Raw genomic sequence first — 20,816 nt, 5'->3', positions numbered from 1 at the left:
GTCACTACAGCTTGATAGCTACCTTTACAAAATAGTTTGCTCCTTGTACCCCAAACTGACCAACCCTTCTACTATAAACAAAATTACCATTACTAGTATTTGAAGAATGGGTATGCTTATCTGGATACACATTTAAGATATTGTTGCCACCTATAGCAGCTCTCACCCTTGAACTAAACTGATAGTCTACAGATAGATCTGTAATTATCTTTGGTGAGAATTTTTGATCTCTTGACTCTATATTGCCAGTAAACTCATTGAGAACCCAATTATTTGAGTTGCCATCTTCTGGATGGAAATACGTTACTGGCCCAAACAATGTGTTATTAAGTTGAACACGGAGTTTTTGAACGTCATAAAAATTTCTAAAACTAAGTTTATAACCCGGTTGTCCTTTTTCAAGGCGTCCTATTTCTTCTCTATTAAAAATAACCTCTTCTGCCCCCTCAAAAGCTACTGGAACCCTAATATCGCTTCCCAACTTAGTTTTATTAATATTAAAACCTAAGTAGCTTTCTATATTTCCAGTTCCCAATGATTTTTTAAATACTACAGAAGCATCAAAACCTGAAGTCTTTGTGTCTATAGCATTTGTAAAGAACTGCGCCGCTCCTACGCCAAAAGGATCAAGAATATTCTCATAACCCTCTGCAATTCTACCAGAAAGAACAATTCTATCTTTTATAGAAATATAATAGTAGTCCAGAGATACAGAAAGGTTTGCATTTATCTTACTACTTAAACCAGCACTGTAGTGATTAGACAGCTCTGGTCTTAATTTATCTACGTTAAAAGCTTGGGCAGTAAGTGCACTCTCATTATTAAACGTACCCACTTGTACAATATCACCATCTATAAACTGAGTACTTATATTTTGAAAAAACACTTGATGTAGCGATGGGGCTCTAAAGCCTGTAGCAACGCCACCTCTTATACTTGTGTTTTCATATACCTTATAACGTGAGGCTAGTTTCCATATAATTTGATTCCCGAAGTTGTTATAATTTTCATTTCTTGCTGCTCCTTGTACTAACCACTGGTCTGTCACATTTGCCTCTACGTCTACATAAAAAGAGCTATTTGTTCTAAACTTATTAAGCTCATTGTCTGGTTGAATTCCTGGGAAAACCTGCGCTCCTGCTATTCGAGGTATTTCTTCTCCGTCTTGATTTATAAAAACGCTACCTCCATCTATATATGAGGCTTCTTCTCCCGCTCCTATCTGGTAATTTTCTACTCTAAGCTCTGCTCCAAAGGAAAAGTTAAGTCCAGAACGCCAGTTAAAAGATTTAGAAAGATCAATGTTTGATGTATTCTGACTGTATAAAAACCCTCCAGCATAAAAAGTAGTGGGTGATGCTACCCCCATTGATGCATTGTTAGAATTATTTACCGTATAATCTAGAGAGTTTTTGCCTATAGAGTGGCTAAAGTCTATAGTCCACTCACGTTTTACCCCTTTTATGCCTAGCGTAACCGCATCATCTTGAATATCTGTAAGAATTTGAGGCGAAAATCCATTAGGAAATAAATCTGTTATTACACGATCCTGATCTTTTGGGAATCTATAAAAACCAGCACTTTTACCTTCTCTATAATTTCTCCCTCCATTAAGATATACCTGAGCACTGTCTGACACTTTAATCTCACCATTAAAATGGATTGCAAGATTTTGGGTCTCTGCATTTCCTATTTGCATTACCTGTCTATCTGAATAACCTGTTTGATTATAAAAATCATTCTGTTCAATGAGGTTAGCATCTTCTTCTGGGTTATCTACATAGACACTACCTGTATAATTACCTGCTCGGTTTGTAGCTTCTCTTTTTCGGTACTCCCCTGTTAGGTTCAAAAAGCCTTCTTTACCTATTTTCATCCCAAAATTTGCTCCCGCAAACTGAGTAAGACCATCGCCCTCTTGATTAATTTTTACTAAATTATCAAGTGTGATAGCATTAGTCTGTTTCTTTAATACGATATTGATTACTCCAGCAATAGCATCAGATCCATATTGTGAGGTAGCTCCGTCTCTAAGGATCTCTACTCTTTCAATAGCACTTACTGGTATGGCATTAAAATCTGTTCCCACAGCACCTCGACCTATCGTACCATTTACATTAAGTAGTGAGCTATTATGTCTCCTCTTACCGTTTATTAACACAAGTACTTGATCTGTGCCTAGCCCCCTTAAAGTTGCAGGATCTATATGATCTGTACCATCTGCTATGGTTTGATGTGTTGAATGAAAAGATGGTGCTAGATAATGTAAAATTTGACTTAACTCTATTTGCGAAGAGTTTGTAATTTGCTGAGGCGAAATAATATCTACAGAGGCTGTGTTCTGAAATGAAGAGACTGGGTCTGATCTAGTACCAAGAGAAATAGGCTCATCTGCCGAAAAACCAGTTTCAAGCTTAAAATTTATCTCCTTTGTTTCTCCCGCTTTTACAACCACAGTACTGTACTGCACGTTATACATTACAAAATTTGCAGATAGAATGTATTCTCCTTCATCTACTTCAAAAGAAAATGCGCCATCTATGTCTGTTCGTGTTGATTTATTATAGCCCTCTATTGAGACTAATGCTCCAGGAAGCACGCCATAATTATCTGTAACTACACCAACAATTTTTGCTCTAGTTTGACTATAACTTACTGTTGAAATTATAAAGACAAGAAATAGTAAGGACTTAGTATACTTAGGCATTATAGCTATAACATTACACATTATTTAAACTAAGATCATTTGATCGATCACCTCTTCAAGCATCTCTGGTGAAAGCATTTTTTTCTTTACCCCTTTTACAAATGGGTAAGTCGCTAGTTTATCTTGTTCTGCCTGTCTGGGCATCGTTGCAAGAAGCAATATAATAGGGATATTATGATTTTCTCGCTGCTGGTAGTGTTCTAAAAATTCCCAGCCATTCATTACTGGCATATTGATATCCAAAAAAATAATATCGGCTAAGTAACCAGCATCTAAAGCTTGAATAGCTTCAAGCCCATTGCTCGCTACTTCAATAGAAGAAAATTTACCAGATCTTTCTAATACAACTTTGTTAAAATAAGATACAGGTTTACTGTCGTCTATTAATAAGGCTTTATACTTCAAAGTTGAGTTTATTTATTTCTTGTGACCTGAAAGAAGTGTCATTTACGGTTTTCAAAACACCATCGAGTATGTTAAAAGAAAGTGGCTTATTTATGAAATCTCTCACTTTATAATTTACAATAGATTTCTTGACGTGCTCTGGATTTGATGAACTAGAAAGGATAATAACTTGTATGTCGCTTCTAAAATCAGCATTGAGTTGCTCATAGTGATCTAGAAACTCCCATCCATTCATAGCAGGCATATTAATATCTAAAAATATGATGTCTGGCTTGACTTCTTCTCCAGATACAACTTGATCTAAAAACAATAAACCATCTTTTCCGCTCTGTACTGTTTTGACGTGTTCAAATTCCGAGTGGCCTACAACAACTCGTTCATTAAAAAAATTTACAGCTTTGTCGTCATCTATTAAGAGGACTCTTTTCATTATAGGGTATTCTAGGGGTTGGGTATGAAGCAAATATCAAAAAAACATTATTCCCAATACAACGTAGCTTGAAAAAATGAAAAATTATCGATATAATAGCTATTATAATAGATAAAAAACACTTTCAATGTTAAGTCATTGTAATATGTTAGTGTTATTTTAAGATTTAGTGCGGCACTCAGTCATTTATAAAGAGATATAACACCACTTTTAGTTGCTCATTGCTCGCTCATTTTTTTCATCTATCCACGCCTGCCCTTTTCGGCGTCTCATAAAGTTATCATAGTGGCGCATATAGAACACATTGTATAGTGCTTTCCTGAGGTTAGACACTTTTCGCGGAAGCGCACGTAAGCTCATACTAAATCCAGGAGTTTCATATTTCATATAATGCCAGTATCCTTCTGGCATATACAGTGTCTCGCCGTGATTAAGATGGCAAATAAAACCTTTTGCCTTTTTAAGATTTGGAAACTTATCATAATCTGGATCATCAAAGTTGATATCCTCGCGGGTGATGAGAGAGTAAGGTACTTTGTAAAGATGTGGCGTCTCACTAGGAGGAAATAACACACATTGCTTTTTACCCTCAAAGTGAAAGTGTAAGATATTTGCCCAGTCTATATCGTGATGCATAAAGACTTTGCTCCCCTCTCCACCAAAAAACAGCATAGGTATTTGCTTGAGTAACCTTAAACCTATTTTTGGAAACTTAAAATCTTCTTTTAATGAAGGAACTTCTTTCATTAAGTTATACAGAAAAATGCGATAGTTAGTAGGCTCCTTTTTGAGCAAGTCTACATATTCACGCATACTCATTGTGGCGTGCGCTTGATTAAAACCCTCATCGTGTTTTACGGGTCTATCATCATAGAGTGGCACCTCCTTATCTCCGGCTATATCTTTTATGTAGGCTAGGTTCCATTTATCATAAGCCTTCCAGTCATCTATAAGGTGCTCTATAACCACGGGTTTTTGCGGCTTTACGTAATCACGTAAAAATTCCTTTTTGGTTATGGTATGTACTCTTGTAATTTCTTGTAACTGCATATAAGATGACCTTAAATTATGTAAAGCTATAGTACCACAAAACACTAACTCCCTTCTGGGAGTTAGTGTTTTGTGATATACTCTCGCGTATATCTACGATATTACTTCAAATATGGTTCTGCCTACTTAAGCGCTTTTCCGGCAAGTTTTGCCTCTTCGTTGCGCTCTATTTTGTGTCCTGGGCGTGACCATTTTGGTTTTTCTCCAAGTGATTCAAACTTAGAATCTACTGCTTCTACAGATTCTGGTTGTGCTTTTTTAACAAAAGGCTTTTGAGGAGTAAGACCTAATAGATCAAACATTTTCATATCCTCATTTACATCTGGATTAGGTGTAGTAAGTAGTTTATCACCAGCAAAGATGGAGTTTGCTCCTGCAAAGAAGCACATAGCTTGTCCTTCTCTACTCATCTCTGTTCTTCCTGCAGATAGTCTCACCTGCGTTTGTGGTAATACTATTCTTGTAGTTGCAACCATACGTATCATCTCCCAGATAGATATAGGATCTATATCTTCCATAGGCGTACCAGGTACTGCCACTAGTGCATTAATAGGTGTAGACTCTGGCTGTGGGTCAAGCTTTGCAAGTGCCGCAAGCATTCCTGCTCTATCTTCTACAGCTTCTCCCATACCTATGATTCCTCCAGAACATACGGTCACATTAGTCTTACGCACGTTAGAAATCGTATCTAGACGATCTTCAAAAGCTCTCGTAGAAATGACATCTTTATAATAATCTTCTGAGGTGTCAAGGTTGTGATTGTATGCATATAATCCAGCTTCTGCTAGACGCTCTGCTTGGTTTTCTGTCACCATACCAAGGGTACAGCACACTTCCATATCTAGCTTGTTTATGGTACGTACCATCTCTAATACGTTATCAAATTCTGGTCCGTCTTTTACATTACGCCAGGCTGCTCCCATACATACGCGTGAACTTCCAGACGCCTTTGCACGTAATGCCTGTGCTTTTACTTGTTGTACAGACATAAGGTCATTACCTTCTATATCTGTATGGTATCTTGCCGCTTGCGGGCAGTACCCACAGTCTTCTGGACATCCACCAGTTTTTATAGATAAAAGGGTAGAAACTTGTACCGTATTTGGATCGTGATGCTCGCGATGGGTAGTTGCCGCTTCATATAAAAGCGTCATCATAGGTTTATTATAAATAGCGAGTATTTCCTCTTTGGTCCAGTTGTGTCTTATTTCTGTCATAACGTAAAAATATGAAATAGTCTTAAGCAAGTAAATGGCTATTACTAAGTTTTTAAAAAAATGTAGCCAGTACTGGTATAATTTTATGTGTTAAAAGTTCTTTTGGTACGCTTTCGCGAAAGCGTAATACTACCCTAAGCTTTCTCTACGATAATACTCACGGCATTACCTCCAAAACCTACAGCGTTTACAAGAATCTTGTTAAGAGATTGATCTTTTGTTTTATCCTTGAGGTATGGTACACCTATAAAACGTTGCTCTTGCAACATATTTATAGCAAGCTCTAAACTTAACAAACCACTTGCGCCAAAGGTGTGACCTATTTTCCACTTGTTTGTAGTGAGCATAGGTAGCTCTTCACCAAAAACGGCTTTTACAGCGCCCATCTCAGAGGTATCGCCCTTAAGTGTACCTGGTGCGTGCATTACAATAGCATCTATCTCAGAAAGGTCTGTTTTGCCCAGTGCCATTTTCATAGATTTCTGGAAGCAAAGACCCTCGTCAGATATTGATACTGCGTGGTCTAGCATCTCTGTAGCATATCCTACTGCAGTTACATATGCAAGTGCATTTTTCTTTTTTCCTAACTCAAGACAAGCTACTGCTGCAGCTTCTCCTAGTACCATTGTGTTTTTCTTTTTAAAGAGGTTAAGTGCCATATTAGGATATGCACTTGTACCCTCTTCTGTAGGTGTGAGTTTCATTGCTCTTATTTGTGCAATGGTAAACGGTGTAAGTGCCGCCTCAGAACCTCCTACTAAGAATTTTTTTGCCATTCCAGATTGTAACCACGCCACGCCATTTAATAAAGCGTGTAAAGCAGTACTACACGTTATAGAGTGCGATATGTCTGGTCCAGTAGATTTTAAATCGTTTGCTAGCCAAGATGAAATATTACCTAGCGTAGTAGATGGTGATGCCTGTGTAGGAACGATGTTTCGTTCTTTGTATGTTTCAAAAAACTTTTCAAAAAGTTGCGTTGCACCTCTTGAAGAACCTACGTTTATACCAAAATCTCCATCTTTCCATCCTGCTTGCGCTACAGCAATTCTACCTGCATAAAGAGCATATAGTACAGATGGATCAATTCTTAAATAGTTTTTATCTTCTCGACGTATAGCCTGAATAGCTTTTTGGCCCTCTGGTGTTAACCTTGCAGTAAATGCTTCTAGCTCTTCTTCCCAAGCAATTTTTGTAGTTGTTTCTTGGTATGCGTTCCACTGCTCTTCAGCATTTGAACCTAATGGAGAGATAGAACCTAGACCGGTTATAGCTATAGGAGTTTTCAAAGTATAAGTTTGTTTAAAATTGGATTTACAAAAGTACAATTTCGCGAAAGCGTACCCCATCTATTTTTGAGTTTTCTTATAAAGAAGTGTAACTTTTACCTCATAACTGTTACCTATCTAAAAATCAATCACAATGGATAATCAAAATGAACTTATAGAGAAGCCTAGCTGGTGGAAACGCAACTGGAAATGGGCTGTACCCGTAGGAGGATGCCTCTCTATAGTCGTAATAGGAGTCATATTAATAGTAGGTGGCGTCTTTGCTTTTGCAAATAAAATCAAAACAGCTTCTGGAAGTGATGAGGCGCTGGCTCAAGTACAATCTAACCAAGAAGTGATTGCTGTACTAGGAGAACCTATAGAAAGTGATGGTTTTGGGAGTTTTAATATCTCTTTTAATAATGGAGAAAAAAGAACTAATGCAACAACTCCCATAAAAGGCCCTAACGGAACTGGCGTGATACATATCATCACTAGTGGTGAGGATGATGAGAAAGTGTATGAGGTTTATAATGTCACTATAGATGACAGTGACCAAGTGATTGACCTATCGCCACTACTGCTAGAAGACAACTAGAAATGATCTAGCGCTTCTTGTATAGCGCTATACACTTTGGCCAGCTCTTTATCTGTAATTACATAAGGCGGTAGCACATAAATGGTATTACCTAACGGCCTAAGCGCTACGCCTCGTAGCATAAAAAACTGGTAGAGCTCGTCACGCAGGTTGCCATAACGCGCCATCTCTATAGTAAGATCTATGGCGATTACAACACCTTTTACTCGCACATTATTCACTTTATGATGTGCTTTTACAGTTTCTGCAAATGCCATATGAGCAGCGTTAATACGCTCTCTACTTTGTGTGATTTCTTCGGTTTGCAGTACTTCAATTCCTGCAATAGCCGCAGCACAACCTACGGGATGCGCACTAAAGGTATGTGCGTGAAAAAATCCTTTATGTACTTCCTCACTTAAAAAGCCTTCAAAGATTTCCTGAGTACAACTTGTGATACTGAGCGGAAACATTCCCGCAGTAAGTGCCTTACTGAGGCACATTATATCTGGCTTATTATCTAACTGGTCACAGGCAAAGACGGTTCCCGTCTTTCCAAAACCGGTCATAATCTCATCTGCAATGGTGAGTATATTTGCCTCACGGCATTTTTTTACAAGCGCATCAAGACCCGCAACCGAGTGGAACTTCATCCCAGCAGCACCTTGTACTAATGGCTCAAAAATAAAAGCCGCACATTTATTTGATGCAAGTATCCCCTCTAGCATATCCATTACTTCGTCAAGATTATCTTCTTGCGGAGTTGGGATACGTTCTACTTTAAGTAAAAAATCTTCAAAAGGACCGTTATATGAACTCAAACCCGAGGCGCTCATCGCCCCAAAGGTATCGCCGTGAAAACCATCTTCAAAAGCGATAAGCGTGTCTCTCTTATCTCCTTTGTTGTGATAATACTGCAGTGACATTTTGATAGCCGCCTCTACTGCTGTAGAGCCGTTATCATTAAAAAACACCTTCTCTTGGTTACCTGGTAAAATTTCTACCAACTTTTCGGCAAGGGTAACTGCTGGAGGATGCGTAAACCCGCTGAACATTACAAAATCCAACTGCTGCATTTGTTTATGCATCGCGCTAGTGATATACTCATTACCGTGACCATACATTGCGGTATACCAAGATGCTATACCATCTATATACTCATTACCAGCATCATCATACATCACGGCTCCTTTTGCGCGGGTAATCACAATAGGATTTCTAGCCGTTTGATGCTGCGTGAGTGGGTGCCAGAGGTGCTTGCTGTCTTTTTCTAGTATAGTCACAATTATAAGTTTAGTGCAAAGTTAGTTAAGGCAATAGCCTTCTTAGTTAGAAAGAATTTAAAAATAGTCTAGAGATTTATTACACTTTCGCGAAAGCGCTCTGCATACTCTGCAATAACATTTTCATCAAAGTAGGGTTCTTCATCAATACGACCTATTACGGTTGCACCACTCATTTTTTTAATAATAGCCTCTGTGGTAGGATGCTCATCTCCAGAAAATATAATACCACCTATCTCAAGATTGCGTGCCTTGAGCAACTCGATAGTCATCAGTGTGTGATTAATACTCCCTAGGTAATGACGCGATACTACAATCACTTTATCTGTAGGGTTTATTACATCTGCAATGGTTTCGGTGTCATTTATAGGGACTAGTAAGCCGCCTGCACCCTCGATTACAAGTGAGTTTGTGGTTTCTGGTCTTTTGATTTTATCTACGGTAACGGTTACATTATCTATAGCAGCAGCCGCGTGCGGACTCATAGGTGTCTGTAATGCAAAGCTGTTATCGTGATATTGCGATATTTCATTTTTAACTAATCGCTTGACTTTGTGAGTGTCACTATTATCAAGATCTCCAGCCTGTACTGGCTTCCAGTAATCTGCCTGTAAGGCCTCTGTAACAATGGCTGCAGCAACTGTCTTTCCTACATCTGTAGAAATCCCCGTAATGAAATATGTAGCTTGTTTATCTTTCATCCTATATTCTTTTGTAGTTCAACAAAGCTCTTTAATGACTGAGCTTGTTTTGTGCTATAATTGGCTTTTTATTAATTCTAGAAGCTCAGTAACTTCATCTTTACTGTTATATGCGTGCAAACAAATACGCAGGCGCTCTTGACCTTGAGGCACTGTGGGTGATAAAATAGGCTTGACGTTAAAGTTGTTTTCTTTTAGTTTTCGCGAAAGCGTCTTTACCGCATCATTACCACGTATCACACCACAATGTATGGCAGAGTCACTATCTATAAAGAGCCCACCTAAAGCTAATCTTTGTACTTCGGCCTTAAAATGATTTATAAGTTTGCGCAAGTTCACAACTTCTGGTGCATCCTCATTTGTACATTCTAAAAATTGCTCATAAGCACTTAAAATAACGGCAAGTGAGTGTGGAGGCAGCCCAGTGGTATAAATAAAAGACCGTGCAAAATTTACCAAATAGCTCCTCAAAGCCTCACTACCTAAAATCGCCGCTCCGTGCGCACCTATCCCTTTACCAAAGGTGATAATGCGTGCAAAAACCTTATCTTCTAAATGGAGTTCTTGTACGAGTCCGGCGCCTTGAGGTCCCAGCACAGCGGTTGCGTGCGCTTCATCTATAATGAGGTGTATGCCATTTTTCATACAGATGTTTGCAATAGCAAGAAGGTCTGGCGTATCACCATCCATAGAAAAAACAGACTCGGTCACAAGGTATAGCTCGATGGCACCTTCTTGATCATCTAGGTGATGCATCTCTCGCAACCTAGAGACCAGCTTTTTTATACTGGCGATATCGTTATGCTTAAACTTATAGCCTCTAGCTGGGCTCATCTGTATACCATCTCGTATACTAGCGTGTATATACTCATCGTAGAGTATAAGATCCCCGCGCTGCGGCACACTCTGAAAGAAGCCCACGTTTGCATCATACCCACTATTAAAAACAAGTGCGCTCTCAGCTTTATGAAAATCTGCTAGCATCTCCTCCGTGCGAGCATATAGCTTGTGATTACCAGACAGCAATCTACTCCCTGTGGCTCCATTTGCACTGAGCTGCTCTTCTTGCAATATAGCCTGAGCGCGTGCTGTAATTTTCTGGGCGATGCTACTATTACTAGAAAACCCTAAATAATCGTTTGATGAGAAGTCAACGAGATTTGCTGGAGGCGTGAGTACTCGTAGTGCTTGCGTAGCTTTTCGAGCATCTAGTTTTTTCTGTAATTTTTTTGGTAACATATGGTAAAGATACTTCACCAATGTGACATTTTGTAGGGATAGAAGTGCCGTTAGTTTCTTACTTTTAAAATCTAAACTTTCCTTTATGAGATTACTTCTTATTGCATTACTCTTAAGCTCCTTTTGTATCGCTCAAACTAATGGGTATAGCATCTCCTTTGAAAATGCTGTACATCACGAGGCTAGCATTGCTATTACCTTCCCAGAACTTAAACAGAAGACCGTTACCGTACGTATGAGTAGATCATCACCGGGACGTTATGCCATACACGAGTTTGCAAAAAATGTCTTTGACTTTAAAGCAACAAACAGTAAAGGAGAAATACTAGAGGCAACCAGACCAGATCCATACTCTTGGGAGATTGAAAATCACGATGGAGAAATAAACATATCCTACACACTCTTTGCAAATAGGGCAGATGGCACGTACTCACAAATAGATGAGTCACACGCACACCTCAATATGCCTGCAACATTTATGTTTATGGAAGGAGAAGAGCATCGCCCTATCAAGATAGACTTTAATGTAAGGAAAGACTTAAACTGGAAAGTTGCTAGCCAACTCAAAAAAGTCTCACAAACAACATTTACAGCACCAGATTTACAATACTTTTTTGACAGCCCTACAGAGGTAAGTGATTACCAGTTGCGAGAGTTTATGGTAGATGGTAAAAACATACGTTTTGCATTGCATAGTGATGACAGTGCAGAAGATTTTGACGCCTACTGGAATAAGGTAAAAGCCATTGTTCTTGCACAAAAAGAAGTGTTTGGAGAGTTGCCTGCCTATGATTTTGGCGAGTACACCTTCCTTGCCTGTTACGCTCCTCACGTTTCTGGTGATGGAATGGAACACCGCAACAGTACGATACTTACCGATAGAGAATCACTAGCAGCTGGTGGTATGCAAGGCAATATAGGAACGGTTTCTCACGAATTTTTTCACTCGTGGAATGTCGAGCGCATACGCCCAGCAGATCTCGAGCCCTTTGACTTTACAGCAGCAAATATGAGTGGCTCTCTATGGTTCGCCGAAGGTTTTACAAGCTACTACACTAACTTAATTCTTGCTCGCGCAGGCGTTATCACCAGTGAAGATTATGTAAAAGGACTCAACCGAACGTTCAACTATGTATGGAACTCGCCTGCCCGCGATTATTTTAACCCTATTGAGATGAGCTACCAGGCACCTTTTGTAGATGCCGCGACCTCTGTAGATCCTGTAAATAGAAACAACACCTTTATCTCATACTACTCTTATGGAAGTGTATTAGGTCTAGCGCTTGACCTATCATTACGCCAGCAAGGGCTTAATCTAGATGACTATTTTAAAGCGGTGTGGAATCAGTTTGGAAAAAAGGAGGTTTCATACAGTATTCAAGATCTTGAAAATGTACTCTCTGGATATGCGGGTGACGCTTTCGCGAAAGCGTTTTTCTCTCAATATATTTATGATAGTAAGATGCCAGATTATCAAAACCTATTTACAAATGCCGGTCTGAAAATCACACGAGACAAAAACAAACCGTATCTAGGACTACGTGTAAACGCCGCTGAAAGCGGATTACGAATTGCTAGCCCAACTTCAAAAGGCTCGCCTGCATATGTTGCAAAGCTTAATAAAGGAGATCTTATAACTGCAGTAGATGGAGAAGCGATAACGACTGTAGATGCCTACAATGCGCTAGTTAAAAAGCTCACTGTAGGTCAAACGATTGCAGTGACTTATAAACGTTTTGGTAGCGAGACAACCACAAACCTAACAGTAAGCGCAGATCCTACCTACACCATCGCCACCGATGAAAAGGCAGGTAAAAAAGCTCGTAAGCTCAAAAAATACTGGCTACAAGAAAAGTAAAGGGCCATCCTTAAAGGTTATATCCCCAGCACTAAAAATAGTGCTGGGGATTTTTTATGTGTGATTTTTAAATAAAATTATTGTTTTTCAATAATTTTTATATATTTGTTATTGTAAAACGATAATAAAATGAAAAATTTAGCAATTCTTAGAAAACTAATTTCCCTTTACTACTACCTAATGGTAATACTATTTGCGATAGGGCTTATTACCATCCCATTTCTTCTATATCTAGGAAAGAAAACTGAGGTTTCATTTTTTGGTGATCAAATAAACATAAACTCGCTTTCCTCCACAAAAACTGCTATCGTTCTCTTTCTAATAGGCTCGCTATACTTGCTATACTTTCTATCCATTAGGTTGATTAAAAATACAGTGGATATCCTAGCTACTGGTGTATATTTTACACAAATGGTTATCTCTAATTTTAAAAAAGCAGGCAACTACTTTATAGCGATTGGAATTGGAGCAACTATTGTCAAGATTATCGTAGACCTCCTTGTCCTGAGTGAATTAAAAATAAACATTGATGGTGGGATGCTTGTGTTTATCCTCTTTGGGCTTTTCTTTATGTTTTTGAGTGAAGCATTTGCAAAAGCACAGACTATCAATGAAGAAAACGATCTAACCATATAACCTATGCCTATAACGATAAACTTAGACAAGGTGCTTGCAGATCGTGAGATGAAGAGCAAAGAGCTCGCAGAAATCATAGGCATCACCACAGCAAACCTTTCTATACTTAAATCGGGTAAAGCAAAGGCAGTGCGTTTCTCTACGCTTGAGGCTATCTGTAAGGCCTTAGGTTGCCAACCTGGCGACATACTGGAGTATTCTACAGAAAAATAGCCTTAAAGGCTTAAAGCCATTTCGTATTATATGGGTCTGTACCCGCATCATAAACATCTAGTTCCAACTGTAGAGCTATACCACGAGCTACATCAAGTGCATCATCTAAATCTTGATAATTAGAAAGGTTAAAATGTCGTTTTTCATCGTACCATAAATTAATCTCGTAGAAATCTTTAGAGTTAAGAAAAACGGCAACATAACTTAACTCTTCATATTGCACCCAATTGCCCCACTCAATACTACCTATAGTAGACATATCTCTAAAGCGATGATTCTTAAAGTTAAATCGATAATATTTTGAGATAGAATATCGTAAACCAAATATAAAGCAAGTAGTACCAAAATAAGCATACCCTCCTACGTGTTTTAAATCTACAAAAGATTGATACAAACAAAACAAAGTCGCTGTATAACAAGTAGCCGCAATAATATTTTCAAGTAACGACCTTGAGCCTTGAGATATAACTACATCTTCTTTTATCATACGTTAATAATACAAAAAAGCCCAAATTCTCATAAGAATTTGGGCTTTTAATAGTGTATGTTAATGCGCTTTAATCTGCTAGCACAATCACTTTATTGTTGTTCATCTCTACAGTACCACTAGCAATTACAAGTGACCACTTACCGTCTGGTGTTTTGGTAAATTTACCTTCTTGGCCATCGGCTATAGTAGGATTTCCTTCAAATTTTACAGTACCTGCTACTAGTAAAGAAACAGTTGCTGCGTGATTATCTAACATTTGGTATTCACCATTAACACCTGGTACGGTAACCGATGATACTTCACCGCTTACTAGAGATGCCTCTGGAGTTACAATTTCTAAATGCATAGTTTATAATTTATAGTACGCTTTCGCGAAAGCGTAATTAAAAATCTCTTAAGCCTCTTGAAGCATTTTTTCTCCTGCTTCGATTGCCTCTTCGATAGTTCCTTTAAGGTTAAATGCTGCTTCTGGAAGGTGATCTAACTCTCCGTCCATAATCATATTAAATCCTTTGATAGTTTCTTTAATATCTACCAGAACTCCTGGGATACCTGTAAACTGCTCTGCTACGTGGAATGGCTGAGAAAGGAAACGTTGTACACGACGTGCACGTCCTACGGCCATTTTATCTTCTTCAGATAATTCTTCCATACCTAAGATGGCAATAATATCTTGAAGTTCTTTATAACGCTGTAAAAGCTCTTTTACGTTTTGTGCACACTCATAGTGCTCATTACCTAAGATATCTGCAGTAAGGATACGTGATGTAGAGTCAAGTGGATCTACCGCTGGGTAAATACCAAGCTCTGCAATCTTACGTGAAAGTACTGTAGTTGCATCAAGGTGAGCAAAGGTTGTTGCTGGTGCTGGATCGGTAAGGTCATCTGCAGGTACATAAACCGCTTGTACAGATGTAATAGATCCTCTTTTTGTAGAAGTAATACGCTCCTGCATCGCACCCATCTCTGTTGCTAGTGTAGGCTGGTAACCTACGGCAGATGGCATACGTCCAAGAAGTGCAGATACTTCTGATCCTGCTTGAGTAAAACGGAAGATGTTATCTACGAAGAAAAGTACATCTTTTCCTTGTCCTTCTCCTGCTCCATCACGGAAGTACTCAGCTATAGTAAGTCCAGAAAGTGCCACACGTGCACGTGCTCCTGGTGGTTCGTTCATTTGTCCGAATACGAAAGTTGCTTTTGAGTCTCTCATCGCAGTTTTATCTACTTTAGAAAGGTCCCATCCACCTTCTTCCATAGAGTGCATAAAGTCATCTCCGTATTTGATAATACCAGACTCAAGCATCTCTCTTAAAAGGTCATTTCCTTCACGTGTACGCTCTCCTACTCCTGCAAATACAGAAAGACCACCGTGACCTTTTGCAATATTGTTAATCAACTCTTGGATAAGTACTGTTTTACCTACTCCTGCTCCTCCAAATAATCCAATCTTACCACCTTTTGCATAAGGCTCAATAAGGTCGATTACTTTAATACCTGTAAAAAGTACTTCTGTAGATGTTGATAGGTCTTCAAATTTTGGTGCGCTACGGTGTATAGGTAAACCTGCATCTCCAGTTTTAGGAAGATCATCCATACCATCAATAGCATCACCTATTACATTAAATAGACGACCATAAATATCTGCCCCAATAGGCATTTGTATAGCAGATCCTGTTGCAACAGCATCCACTCCACGGCTTAATCCGTCTGTAGAGTCCATTGAGATTGTACGTACTGTATTCTCTCCAATGTGTGACTGTACTTCAAGAACTAATTTTGTTCCGTTTGAGTTTGTAACTTCTAGTGAATCGTAAATTTTAGGTAACTCAGTTCCGCTCTCAAAAGCGACATCTACTACTGGGCCTATAATTTGTGCAACTTTACCTGTAACTTGTGACATTAGTCTCTATATTAATGTTTAGCAAAATAATAGCGAAAAACTTGTCGTTTTTCGTCGTGCAAAGATACTGTTTAATTTTTTATGCAAAAGTGTAAAGTGTAAGTTTTTGAAGTGCTTTTTTTAGAGATGATTACGCTTTCGCGAAAGCGCACTAAAAACTAGGGGTTACGGTTATTACCCGTGATAATTTCTATGACAAAAACTTTTTAGCCCAACCAAAAAGTAACGCATAAAAAAAGGATATTTTAAACTTGAGTTTAAAATATCCTTCTAAAAAATTCTAATTATTTACTACCTACTCTACCGTAACGGACTTTGCAAGGTTACGTGGCTGATCTACGTTTTTATCAAGCATCAAAGCGATGTGATAAGACAGTAATTGCAGCGGTATGGTTGCAAGTATAGGTGTGAGTGGCTCAAGAGTTTCTGGTATTTCGATAATGTGATCTGCAAGGCGTTTTACCTCTGTATCACCTTCTGTAACAATACCTATTATTTTACCACTACGTGCTTTAATCTCTTCAATATTACTTACCACTTTCTCATAATGGCCTTTTCTCATAGCGATTACAAAAACTGGCATCATCTCATCAATAAGAGCGATAGGCCCGTGCTTCATCTCTGCAGCTGGGTATCCCTCTGCGTGTATGTATGAGATTTCTTTGAGCTTTAATGCTCCTTCTAGCGCTACTGGGAAGTTGTACCCACGACCCAGGTAAAGTGCATTAGGCGCATCTTTATATTGTGCTGCTACGAGCTCTGCTTGATCATTACACTTAAGAGCTTTCTCTACCTTTCCAGGTATTCTCTCTAGTTCTTGAAGGTAATTTCTAAACTCTGAGTCTGCCATCTTACCTGTAGCTTGCGCTAATCTAAGTGCGATAAGCGTAAGTATGGTAATCTGTGTTGTAAACGCCTTTGTAGATGCAACCCCAATTTCTGGACCTGCGTGTGTGTATGCTCCAGCATCTGTAATTCTAGATATAGATGAACCTACTACATTACAAATTCCAAATACAAATGCTCCTTGTTTTTTGGCAAGTTTAATAGCCGCCATCGTATCTGCTGTTTCACCACTTTGTGAGATAGCAATTACCACATCATCTTTAAAGACAACCGGATTACGATATCTAAACTCTGATGCGTACTCAACCTCTACAGGAACGCGAGCAAATTCTTCAAAAATATACTCCGCCACAAGACCTGCGTGCCAAGAAGTACCACAGGCAATAATGATAATACGACGAGCGTTTTTAAACTTCTCGATATTATCATCAATACCCGCCATTTTTATAATACCTTCTTTTACAAGCATACGCCCACGGAAAGTATCTTTAATAGCTTGAGGCTGCTCATAAATTTCCTTAAGCATAAAGTGATCATAACCACCTTTTTCTATTTGCTCAAGATTAAGCTGAAGCTCCTCTATATACGGATCAACTAAAGAGTCATCTTTAATCTTACGTACTTTTAATTTTTTATGATTGCGTATTACCGCCATCTCACCATCTTTAAGATAGATGGTTTTCTTTGTATACTCTATAAAAGGAGTCGCATCTGATGCAATGAAGAACTCATCTTCTCCCACACCAATCGCAAGCGGACTTCCTAATCTTGCCACAACAATCTCGTCTGGCTTTGTCTTATCAAATACTGCAATTGCATAGGCACCTATAGTTTGATTAAGCGCTATTTGCACAGCCTTACCAAGCTTTACACCTTCATTTTTCTTGACATCCTCTATTAAGTTTACAAGAACCTCTGTATCTGTATCAGACTCAAAAGTATAGCCACGAGAAATAAGCTCTTGACGCAGTGGATCGTAATTTTCAATAATACCATTATGTATTATTACTAAATCTCCAGAATTTGAAAAGTGAGGGTGAGAGTTAACGTCGTTAGGCACTCCGTGAGTGGCCCATCTTGTATGACCTATCCCTATACCACCAGTTGTAGTGATATCTGACTCGAGCTTAGCTCGTAAATCTGCAACTTTTCCTTTTGTTTTAGAAAACTTAACGTCCGTTCCATCATATAGTGCTATACCTGCACTATCATAACCTCTGTATTCAAGCCTTTCTAGACCTTGAACAACTACAGGATAAGCTTCTCTATGACCTATGTAACCTACAATTCCGCACATATGTAATTTTATTTTTTAAAGTCCTAATGCTATGCCACAAGGGCTAGTAGGATCTATTTCCTCTGTTAATGTGTAAAAAATTCTTAATCTCAAACGCTTTTCTTCGTTTGGACTCGCACTACCGTGCAATATCGTTCCTTCTGGAGAGATAACAGAAGACAATGGAATTCTTTGCCCGTCTTCTGAATCACCCGTACCTCCAATAAGCGCAGTGTTCTCAACAGTTACATTTTGAGAAACCGCTAGCGCGAGACGTACATTTGTAGAATCATTTTGGATAATATTATTGATATGCTGAGTCACTCTAACTTTATAGCTTACACCATCACTATCTAAATCATCTTCAACTTCCCTAGTGAGTCTTCCCAAATGATTTATGCGCGTATCAACAGGACCATTTGTTCCTGTAGTTACATCTATGGCAGCATCTAAAAGCGTACTATTATTATCATAGTCATAAATAAAAACACGCTCTGGCTCTAACTGACCAGCTCCTGCATCATTAAGATCTTCTTGATCTACATAAAAAGTTAAGTTTGCCTCATTTATTAGGATATTACAAGAACGCAAAGCTTCGAGTTGGTCTGCAACACCATCTGCATCTGCATCTGCTCCAAATAAATCTATAAGCGCGATAGAACCATCACCACCTTTAAGGTATAGATTTTCTTCTCCATTTACCGTATTCTGGCTATCATTAAATGTTGTTGTGCCTATTGGGCTAATTCCAAAATCGTTTGTATACCCTATAGCACGTACACCACTCAAAGAGAGTGATATATCCCCTACACCATCATCTGTAGATTCTCCTGGTTCGCCTGAGTCATCATCTCCTTCAAAGCTATAATATATGGTTACATCTACCCCTGTTAGGTTAAATAGAATAGTACTACCCTTATCATCTATAGGCTCTGCTTTAAAATAAAGACCTCTAAAATAATCGTTGAATGTATTGCTATTAAGTAGAACTCCTGTGTCTTCTTGATTAATAATAGCTTCTTGCCAGTAAGCAACAACCTCTGCACCTGTTGTTGTGGTATTATCATAAGCCATTCTAATTCTTGGGCTCAACCTGTCAGAAACTTCAAACTCTGGATCTTCTGGTATGTTTCCATCATCGTCAAGAACTGGCTCTGTAAGAACAAGCTCCTCTGCACTTGGTACAAAACCTTCTTCCAGTTCCCCAGCACTGTTAATATCTCTTACTTCAAATAGCAAATCTCCCTCTACACCAGCAAAATCTCCAATCTCATTAGAAAAATATAATGCGGCATCTTCAAAATCTGAATTTGGATCTAAGCTATTTAAAAAGAAGTTAGATCTATAAACAGATAATTTCATCTGTCCTGGAGTATTTCCAAAAATAGAATCTAGTGTATACGTAGAAGCTCCATCATCATCTGTACCTTCATTAGTCGCAAAATATGCTAGTGAAAAGACAACAGAGTCGATTACTGTAGGGTTATCTTCTGTATTATCTCCAAAGTCAGGATTGGTTCTTGACAAAGCCACTTGTGAAAGAAAATTACTCGTAGTAGATCCATAAGTAGGGTCATTGTAATAACCTACAACACCTATCTGAGAACCATTAGTCTGCACTCCATTAAAACCAGAAGCATCTGCATAATTACGGCTATATGCTGCAACCTCAAAATCTTGAGCTACCTCTGTTTCAAAATTTACCTGCCCTACAATGTCTGTCCCTATAGAACCAAACTCATCCTCACAAGATATAATCAATAACGCAAGGCCCACTACTGCAAGTGCTTGCTTAAATAATTTGTTCAACTTCATAGCAACTATCTATTCTTCTAAAACTTGGGTAGTGTAAAAATCTTCGTATGCCTGAGGAAACTCCTCTTTCTTCTTATACGGCAGAACAGGGATTTTGGTCGTATTTAAAATTTTAAGCAAGTTTTCGTTTAAGTCTTGAGACCCCACAATGGCTGCATCACTATTTCTAATGGTCACCTTCATTAAGTTCTCGTAAGTTGGATCTTCAAGCTCTTTTATAGTCTCTGGATCTACTCCATCAAAAGCAACTTTGTTGAGCAACTCACTATTTAATGAACCTTCAAAACCTTGATTATACACAGATGTCACAATTTTACTTTGTGTAAAAAGTGGCTCACTGGCATAATATTGCTTTAAGTATAAAGGCAAAAGTGATGCTAGCCACCCTTGAACGTGTATAATATCTGGCGCCCAGTTTAATTTCTTAACCGTCTCCACCACTCCTTTTGCAAAGAAAATAGCACGCTCGTCATTATCAGGAAAAAGATTTCCATCTTCGTCTGTAAAGGTCGCTTTGCGCTTAAAATATTCTTCGTTATCTATAAAGTAAACCTGAATACGTTCTTTAGGTATAGATGCAACTTTGATGATAAGTGGCATATCAAAATCATTGATCACAAGATTCATTCCTGATAGCCTAATCACTTCGTGTAGTTGGTGCCTGCGCTCATTAATATTGCCGTAGCGAGGCATAAATATGCGTATTTGCCCTCCCTTGGAATTAACCATTTGAGGAGCTTCAAACGACATAGAGGCAATCTCGGTCTCTGGTAGATAAGGAATCACTTCAGATGACACGTACAATATCCTCTTATCTTTCATATATGTAAAATTAGGTTGTTATTCTATTCAAAAAACACGCAAAAGTACGAATTTTTACGCACTTAGGGTTAATATTAGTA

Annotated in this window: 19 protein-coding genes; 4 read left to right on the top strand and 15 right to left on the bottom strand. The window is 38.5% G+C overall.

The window, feature by feature from the left end; genetic code table 11:
• Positions 1-4: 4 nt before the first annotated feature.
• The 6 genes from ACFO5T_RS03280 to ACFO5T_RS03255 all read right to left on the bottom strand — a co-directional run bounded on the left by ACFO5T_RS03280 (position 5) and on the right by ACFO5T_RS03255 (position 7,098).
• Positions 5-2,728, bottom strand: a complete 2,724-nt coding sequence (locus ACFO5T_RS03280) for a TonB-dependent receptor (protein ID WP_380032005.1) — start codon at positions 2,726-2,728, stop codon at positions 5-7.
• Positions 2,729-2,731: 3 nt separating this feature from the next.
• The gene (locus ACFO5T_RS03275; RefSeq protein ID WP_380032003.1) at positions 2,732-3,112 is read right to left on the bottom strand and encodes a response regulator; all 381 of its coding nucleotides are present in this window, start codon (positions 3,110-3,112) and stop codon (positions 2,732-2,734) included.
• Positions 3,102-3,542 carry a response regulator gene (locus tag ACFO5T_RS03270; RefSeq protein ID WP_298349148.1) on the bottom strand — a complete coding sequence of 147 codons (441 nt, stop codon included), beginning with the start codon at positions 3,540-3,542 and terminating at the stop codon, positions 3,102-3,104. Before ACFO5T_RS03270 ends, ACFO5T_RS03275 begins: the two co-directional genes overlap by 11 nt.
• 210 nt (positions 3,543-3,752) lie before the next feature.
• Complete coding sequence (locus ACFO5T_RS03265) at positions 3,753-4,592, bottom strand: cupin-like domain-containing protein (RefSeq protein WP_375253214.1); 840 nt, start codon at positions 4,590-4,592, stop codon at positions 3,753-3,755.
• Positions 4,593-4,714: 122 nt separating this feature from the next.
• Positions 4,715-5,809, bottom strand: coding sequence for a biotin synthase BioB (gene bioB, locus ACFO5T_RS03260; RefSeq protein ID WP_035334803.1), 1,095 nt, complete (start codon positions 5,807-5,809; stop codon positions 4,715-4,717).
• A gap of 134 nt (positions 5,810-5,943) precedes the next feature.
• On the bottom strand, positions 5,944-7,098 hold the full coding sequence (locus tag ACFO5T_RS03255) for a beta-ketoacyl synthase N-terminal-like domain-containing protein (RefSeq protein ID WP_375253215.1): 1,155 nt from the start codon (positions 7,096-7,098) through the stop codon (positions 5,944-5,946).
• 133 nt (positions 7,099-7,231) lie between these two features.
• Between ACFO5T_RS03255 and ACFO5T_RS03250 the strand changes: the two genes are divergently transcribed.
• Positions 7,232-7,675: a cytochrome c oxidase assembly factor Coa1 family protein gene (locus ACFO5T_RS03250; protein ID WP_038597706.1), complete on the top strand. Its 444-nt coding sequence runs from the start codon at positions 7,232-7,234 to the stop codon at positions 7,673-7,675.
• Here ACFO5T_RS03250 and bioA read toward each other — a convergent pair.
• The 3 genes from bioA to ACFO5T_RS03235 form a co-directional block, all read right to left on the bottom strand.
• Positions 7,672-8,937 carry an adenosylmethionine--8-amino-7-oxononanoate transaminase gene (gene bioA, locus ACFO5T_RS03245; protein WP_380031999.1) on the bottom strand — a complete coding sequence of 422 codons (1,266 nt, stop codon included), beginning with the start codon at positions 8,935-8,937 and terminating at the stop codon, positions 7,672-7,674. The genes ACFO5T_RS03250 and bioA overlap by 4 nt on opposite strands.
• Before the next feature lie 68 nt (positions 8,938-9,005).
• Positions 9,006-9,638 carry a dethiobiotin synthase gene (bioD, locus tag ACFO5T_RS03240; protein WP_380031996.1) on the bottom strand — a complete coding sequence of 211 codons (633 nt, stop codon included), beginning with the start codon at positions 9,636-9,638 and terminating at the stop codon, positions 9,006-9,008.
• A gap of 54 nt (positions 9,639-9,692) precedes the next feature.
• Positions 9,693-10,877, bottom strand: a complete 1,185-nt coding sequence (locus tag ACFO5T_RS03235; RefSeq protein ID WP_380031993.1) for an aminotransferase class I/II-fold pyridoxal phosphate-dependent enzyme — start codon at positions 10,875-10,877, stop codon at positions 9,693-9,695.
• 85 nt (positions 10,878-10,962) lie between these two features.
• Here ACFO5T_RS03235 and ACFO5T_RS03230 point away from each other — a divergent pair, with 85 nt between their 5' ends.
• The 3 genes from ACFO5T_RS03230 (at position 10,963) to ACFO5T_RS03220 (ending at position 13,584) form a co-directional block, all read left to right on the top strand.
• A complete protein-coding gene (locus ACFO5T_RS03230; RefSeq protein WP_380031990.1) occupies positions 10,963-12,735 on the top strand; it encodes a M61 family metallopeptidase in 1,773 nt (590 codons plus the stop codon).
• Positions 12,736-12,864: 129 nt separating this feature from the next.
• The gene (locus ACFO5T_RS03225; protein ID WP_380031988.1) at positions 12,865-13,371 is read left to right on the top strand and encodes a hypothetical protein; all 507 of its coding nucleotides are present in this window, start codon (positions 12,865-12,867) and stop codon (positions 13,369-13,371) included.
• A 3-nt stretch (positions 13,372-13,374) separates the two neighbouring features.
• Entirely contained in the window at positions 13,375-13,584 is a 210-nt protein-coding gene (locus ACFO5T_RS03220) for a helix-turn-helix domain-containing protein (RefSeq protein ID WP_380031986.1), read from the top strand.
• A 10-nt stretch (positions 13,585-13,594) separates the two neighbouring features.
• On the opposite strand, the gene ACFO5T_RS03215 is transcribed toward ACFO5T_RS03220, so the two are convergent.
• The 6 genes from ACFO5T_RS03215 to ACFO5T_RS03190 all read right to left on the bottom strand — a co-directional run bounded on the left by ACFO5T_RS03215 (position 13,595) and on the right by ACFO5T_RS03190 (position 20,736).
• Positions 13,595-14,071 carry a hypothetical protein gene (locus ACFO5T_RS03215; protein WP_380031984.1) on the bottom strand — a complete coding sequence of 159 codons (477 nt, stop codon included), beginning with the start codon at positions 14,069-14,071 and terminating at the stop codon, positions 13,595-13,597.
• 70 nt (positions 14,072-14,141) lie between these two features.
• Positions 14,142-14,420, bottom strand: a complete 279-nt coding sequence (locus ACFO5T_RS03210; RefSeq protein WP_035325900.1) for a F0F1 ATP synthase subunit delta/epsilon — start codon at positions 14,418-14,420, stop codon at positions 14,142-14,144.
• A gap of 48 nt (positions 14,421-14,468) precedes the next feature.
• Positions 14,469-15,977, bottom strand: coding sequence for a F0F1 ATP synthase subunit beta (atpD, locus tag ACFO5T_RS03205; RefSeq protein WP_035334816.1), 1,509 nt, complete (start codon positions 15,975-15,977; stop codon positions 14,469-14,471).
• Positions 15,978-16,272: 295 nt separating this feature from the next.
• Positions 16,273-18,120: a glutamine--fructose-6-phosphate transaminase (isomerizing) gene (gene glmS, locus ACFO5T_RS03200; RefSeq protein ID WP_380031981.1), complete on the bottom strand. Its 1,848-nt coding sequence runs from the start codon at positions 18,118-18,120 to the stop codon at positions 16,273-16,275.
• Positions 18,121-18,135: 15 nt separating this feature from the next.
• Positions 18,136-19,914: a DUF4270 domain-containing protein gene (locus ACFO5T_RS03195; RefSeq protein ID WP_380031979.1), complete on the bottom strand. Its 1,779-nt coding sequence runs from the start codon at positions 19,912-19,914 to the stop codon at positions 18,136-18,138.
• Between the two features lie 9 nt (positions 19,915-19,923).
• Positions 19,924-20,736 (bottom strand): glycogen/starch synthase, encoded by an 813-nt coding sequence (locus ACFO5T_RS03190; protein ID WP_035325905.1) that lies wholly within the window; start codon positions 20,734-20,736, stop codon positions 19,924-19,926.
• Between the last annotated feature and the right edge of the window lie 80 nt (positions 20,737-20,816).

The sequence above is a fragment of the Dokdonia genika genome (assembly GCF_042652845.1).
In the GTDB taxonomy this organism is placed as follows: Bacteria; Bacteroidota; Bacteroidia; order Flavobacteriales; family Flavobacteriaceae; genus Dokdonia; species Dokdonia donghaensis.
This window is presented reverse-complemented; position numbering and strand designations above follow the sequence as displayed.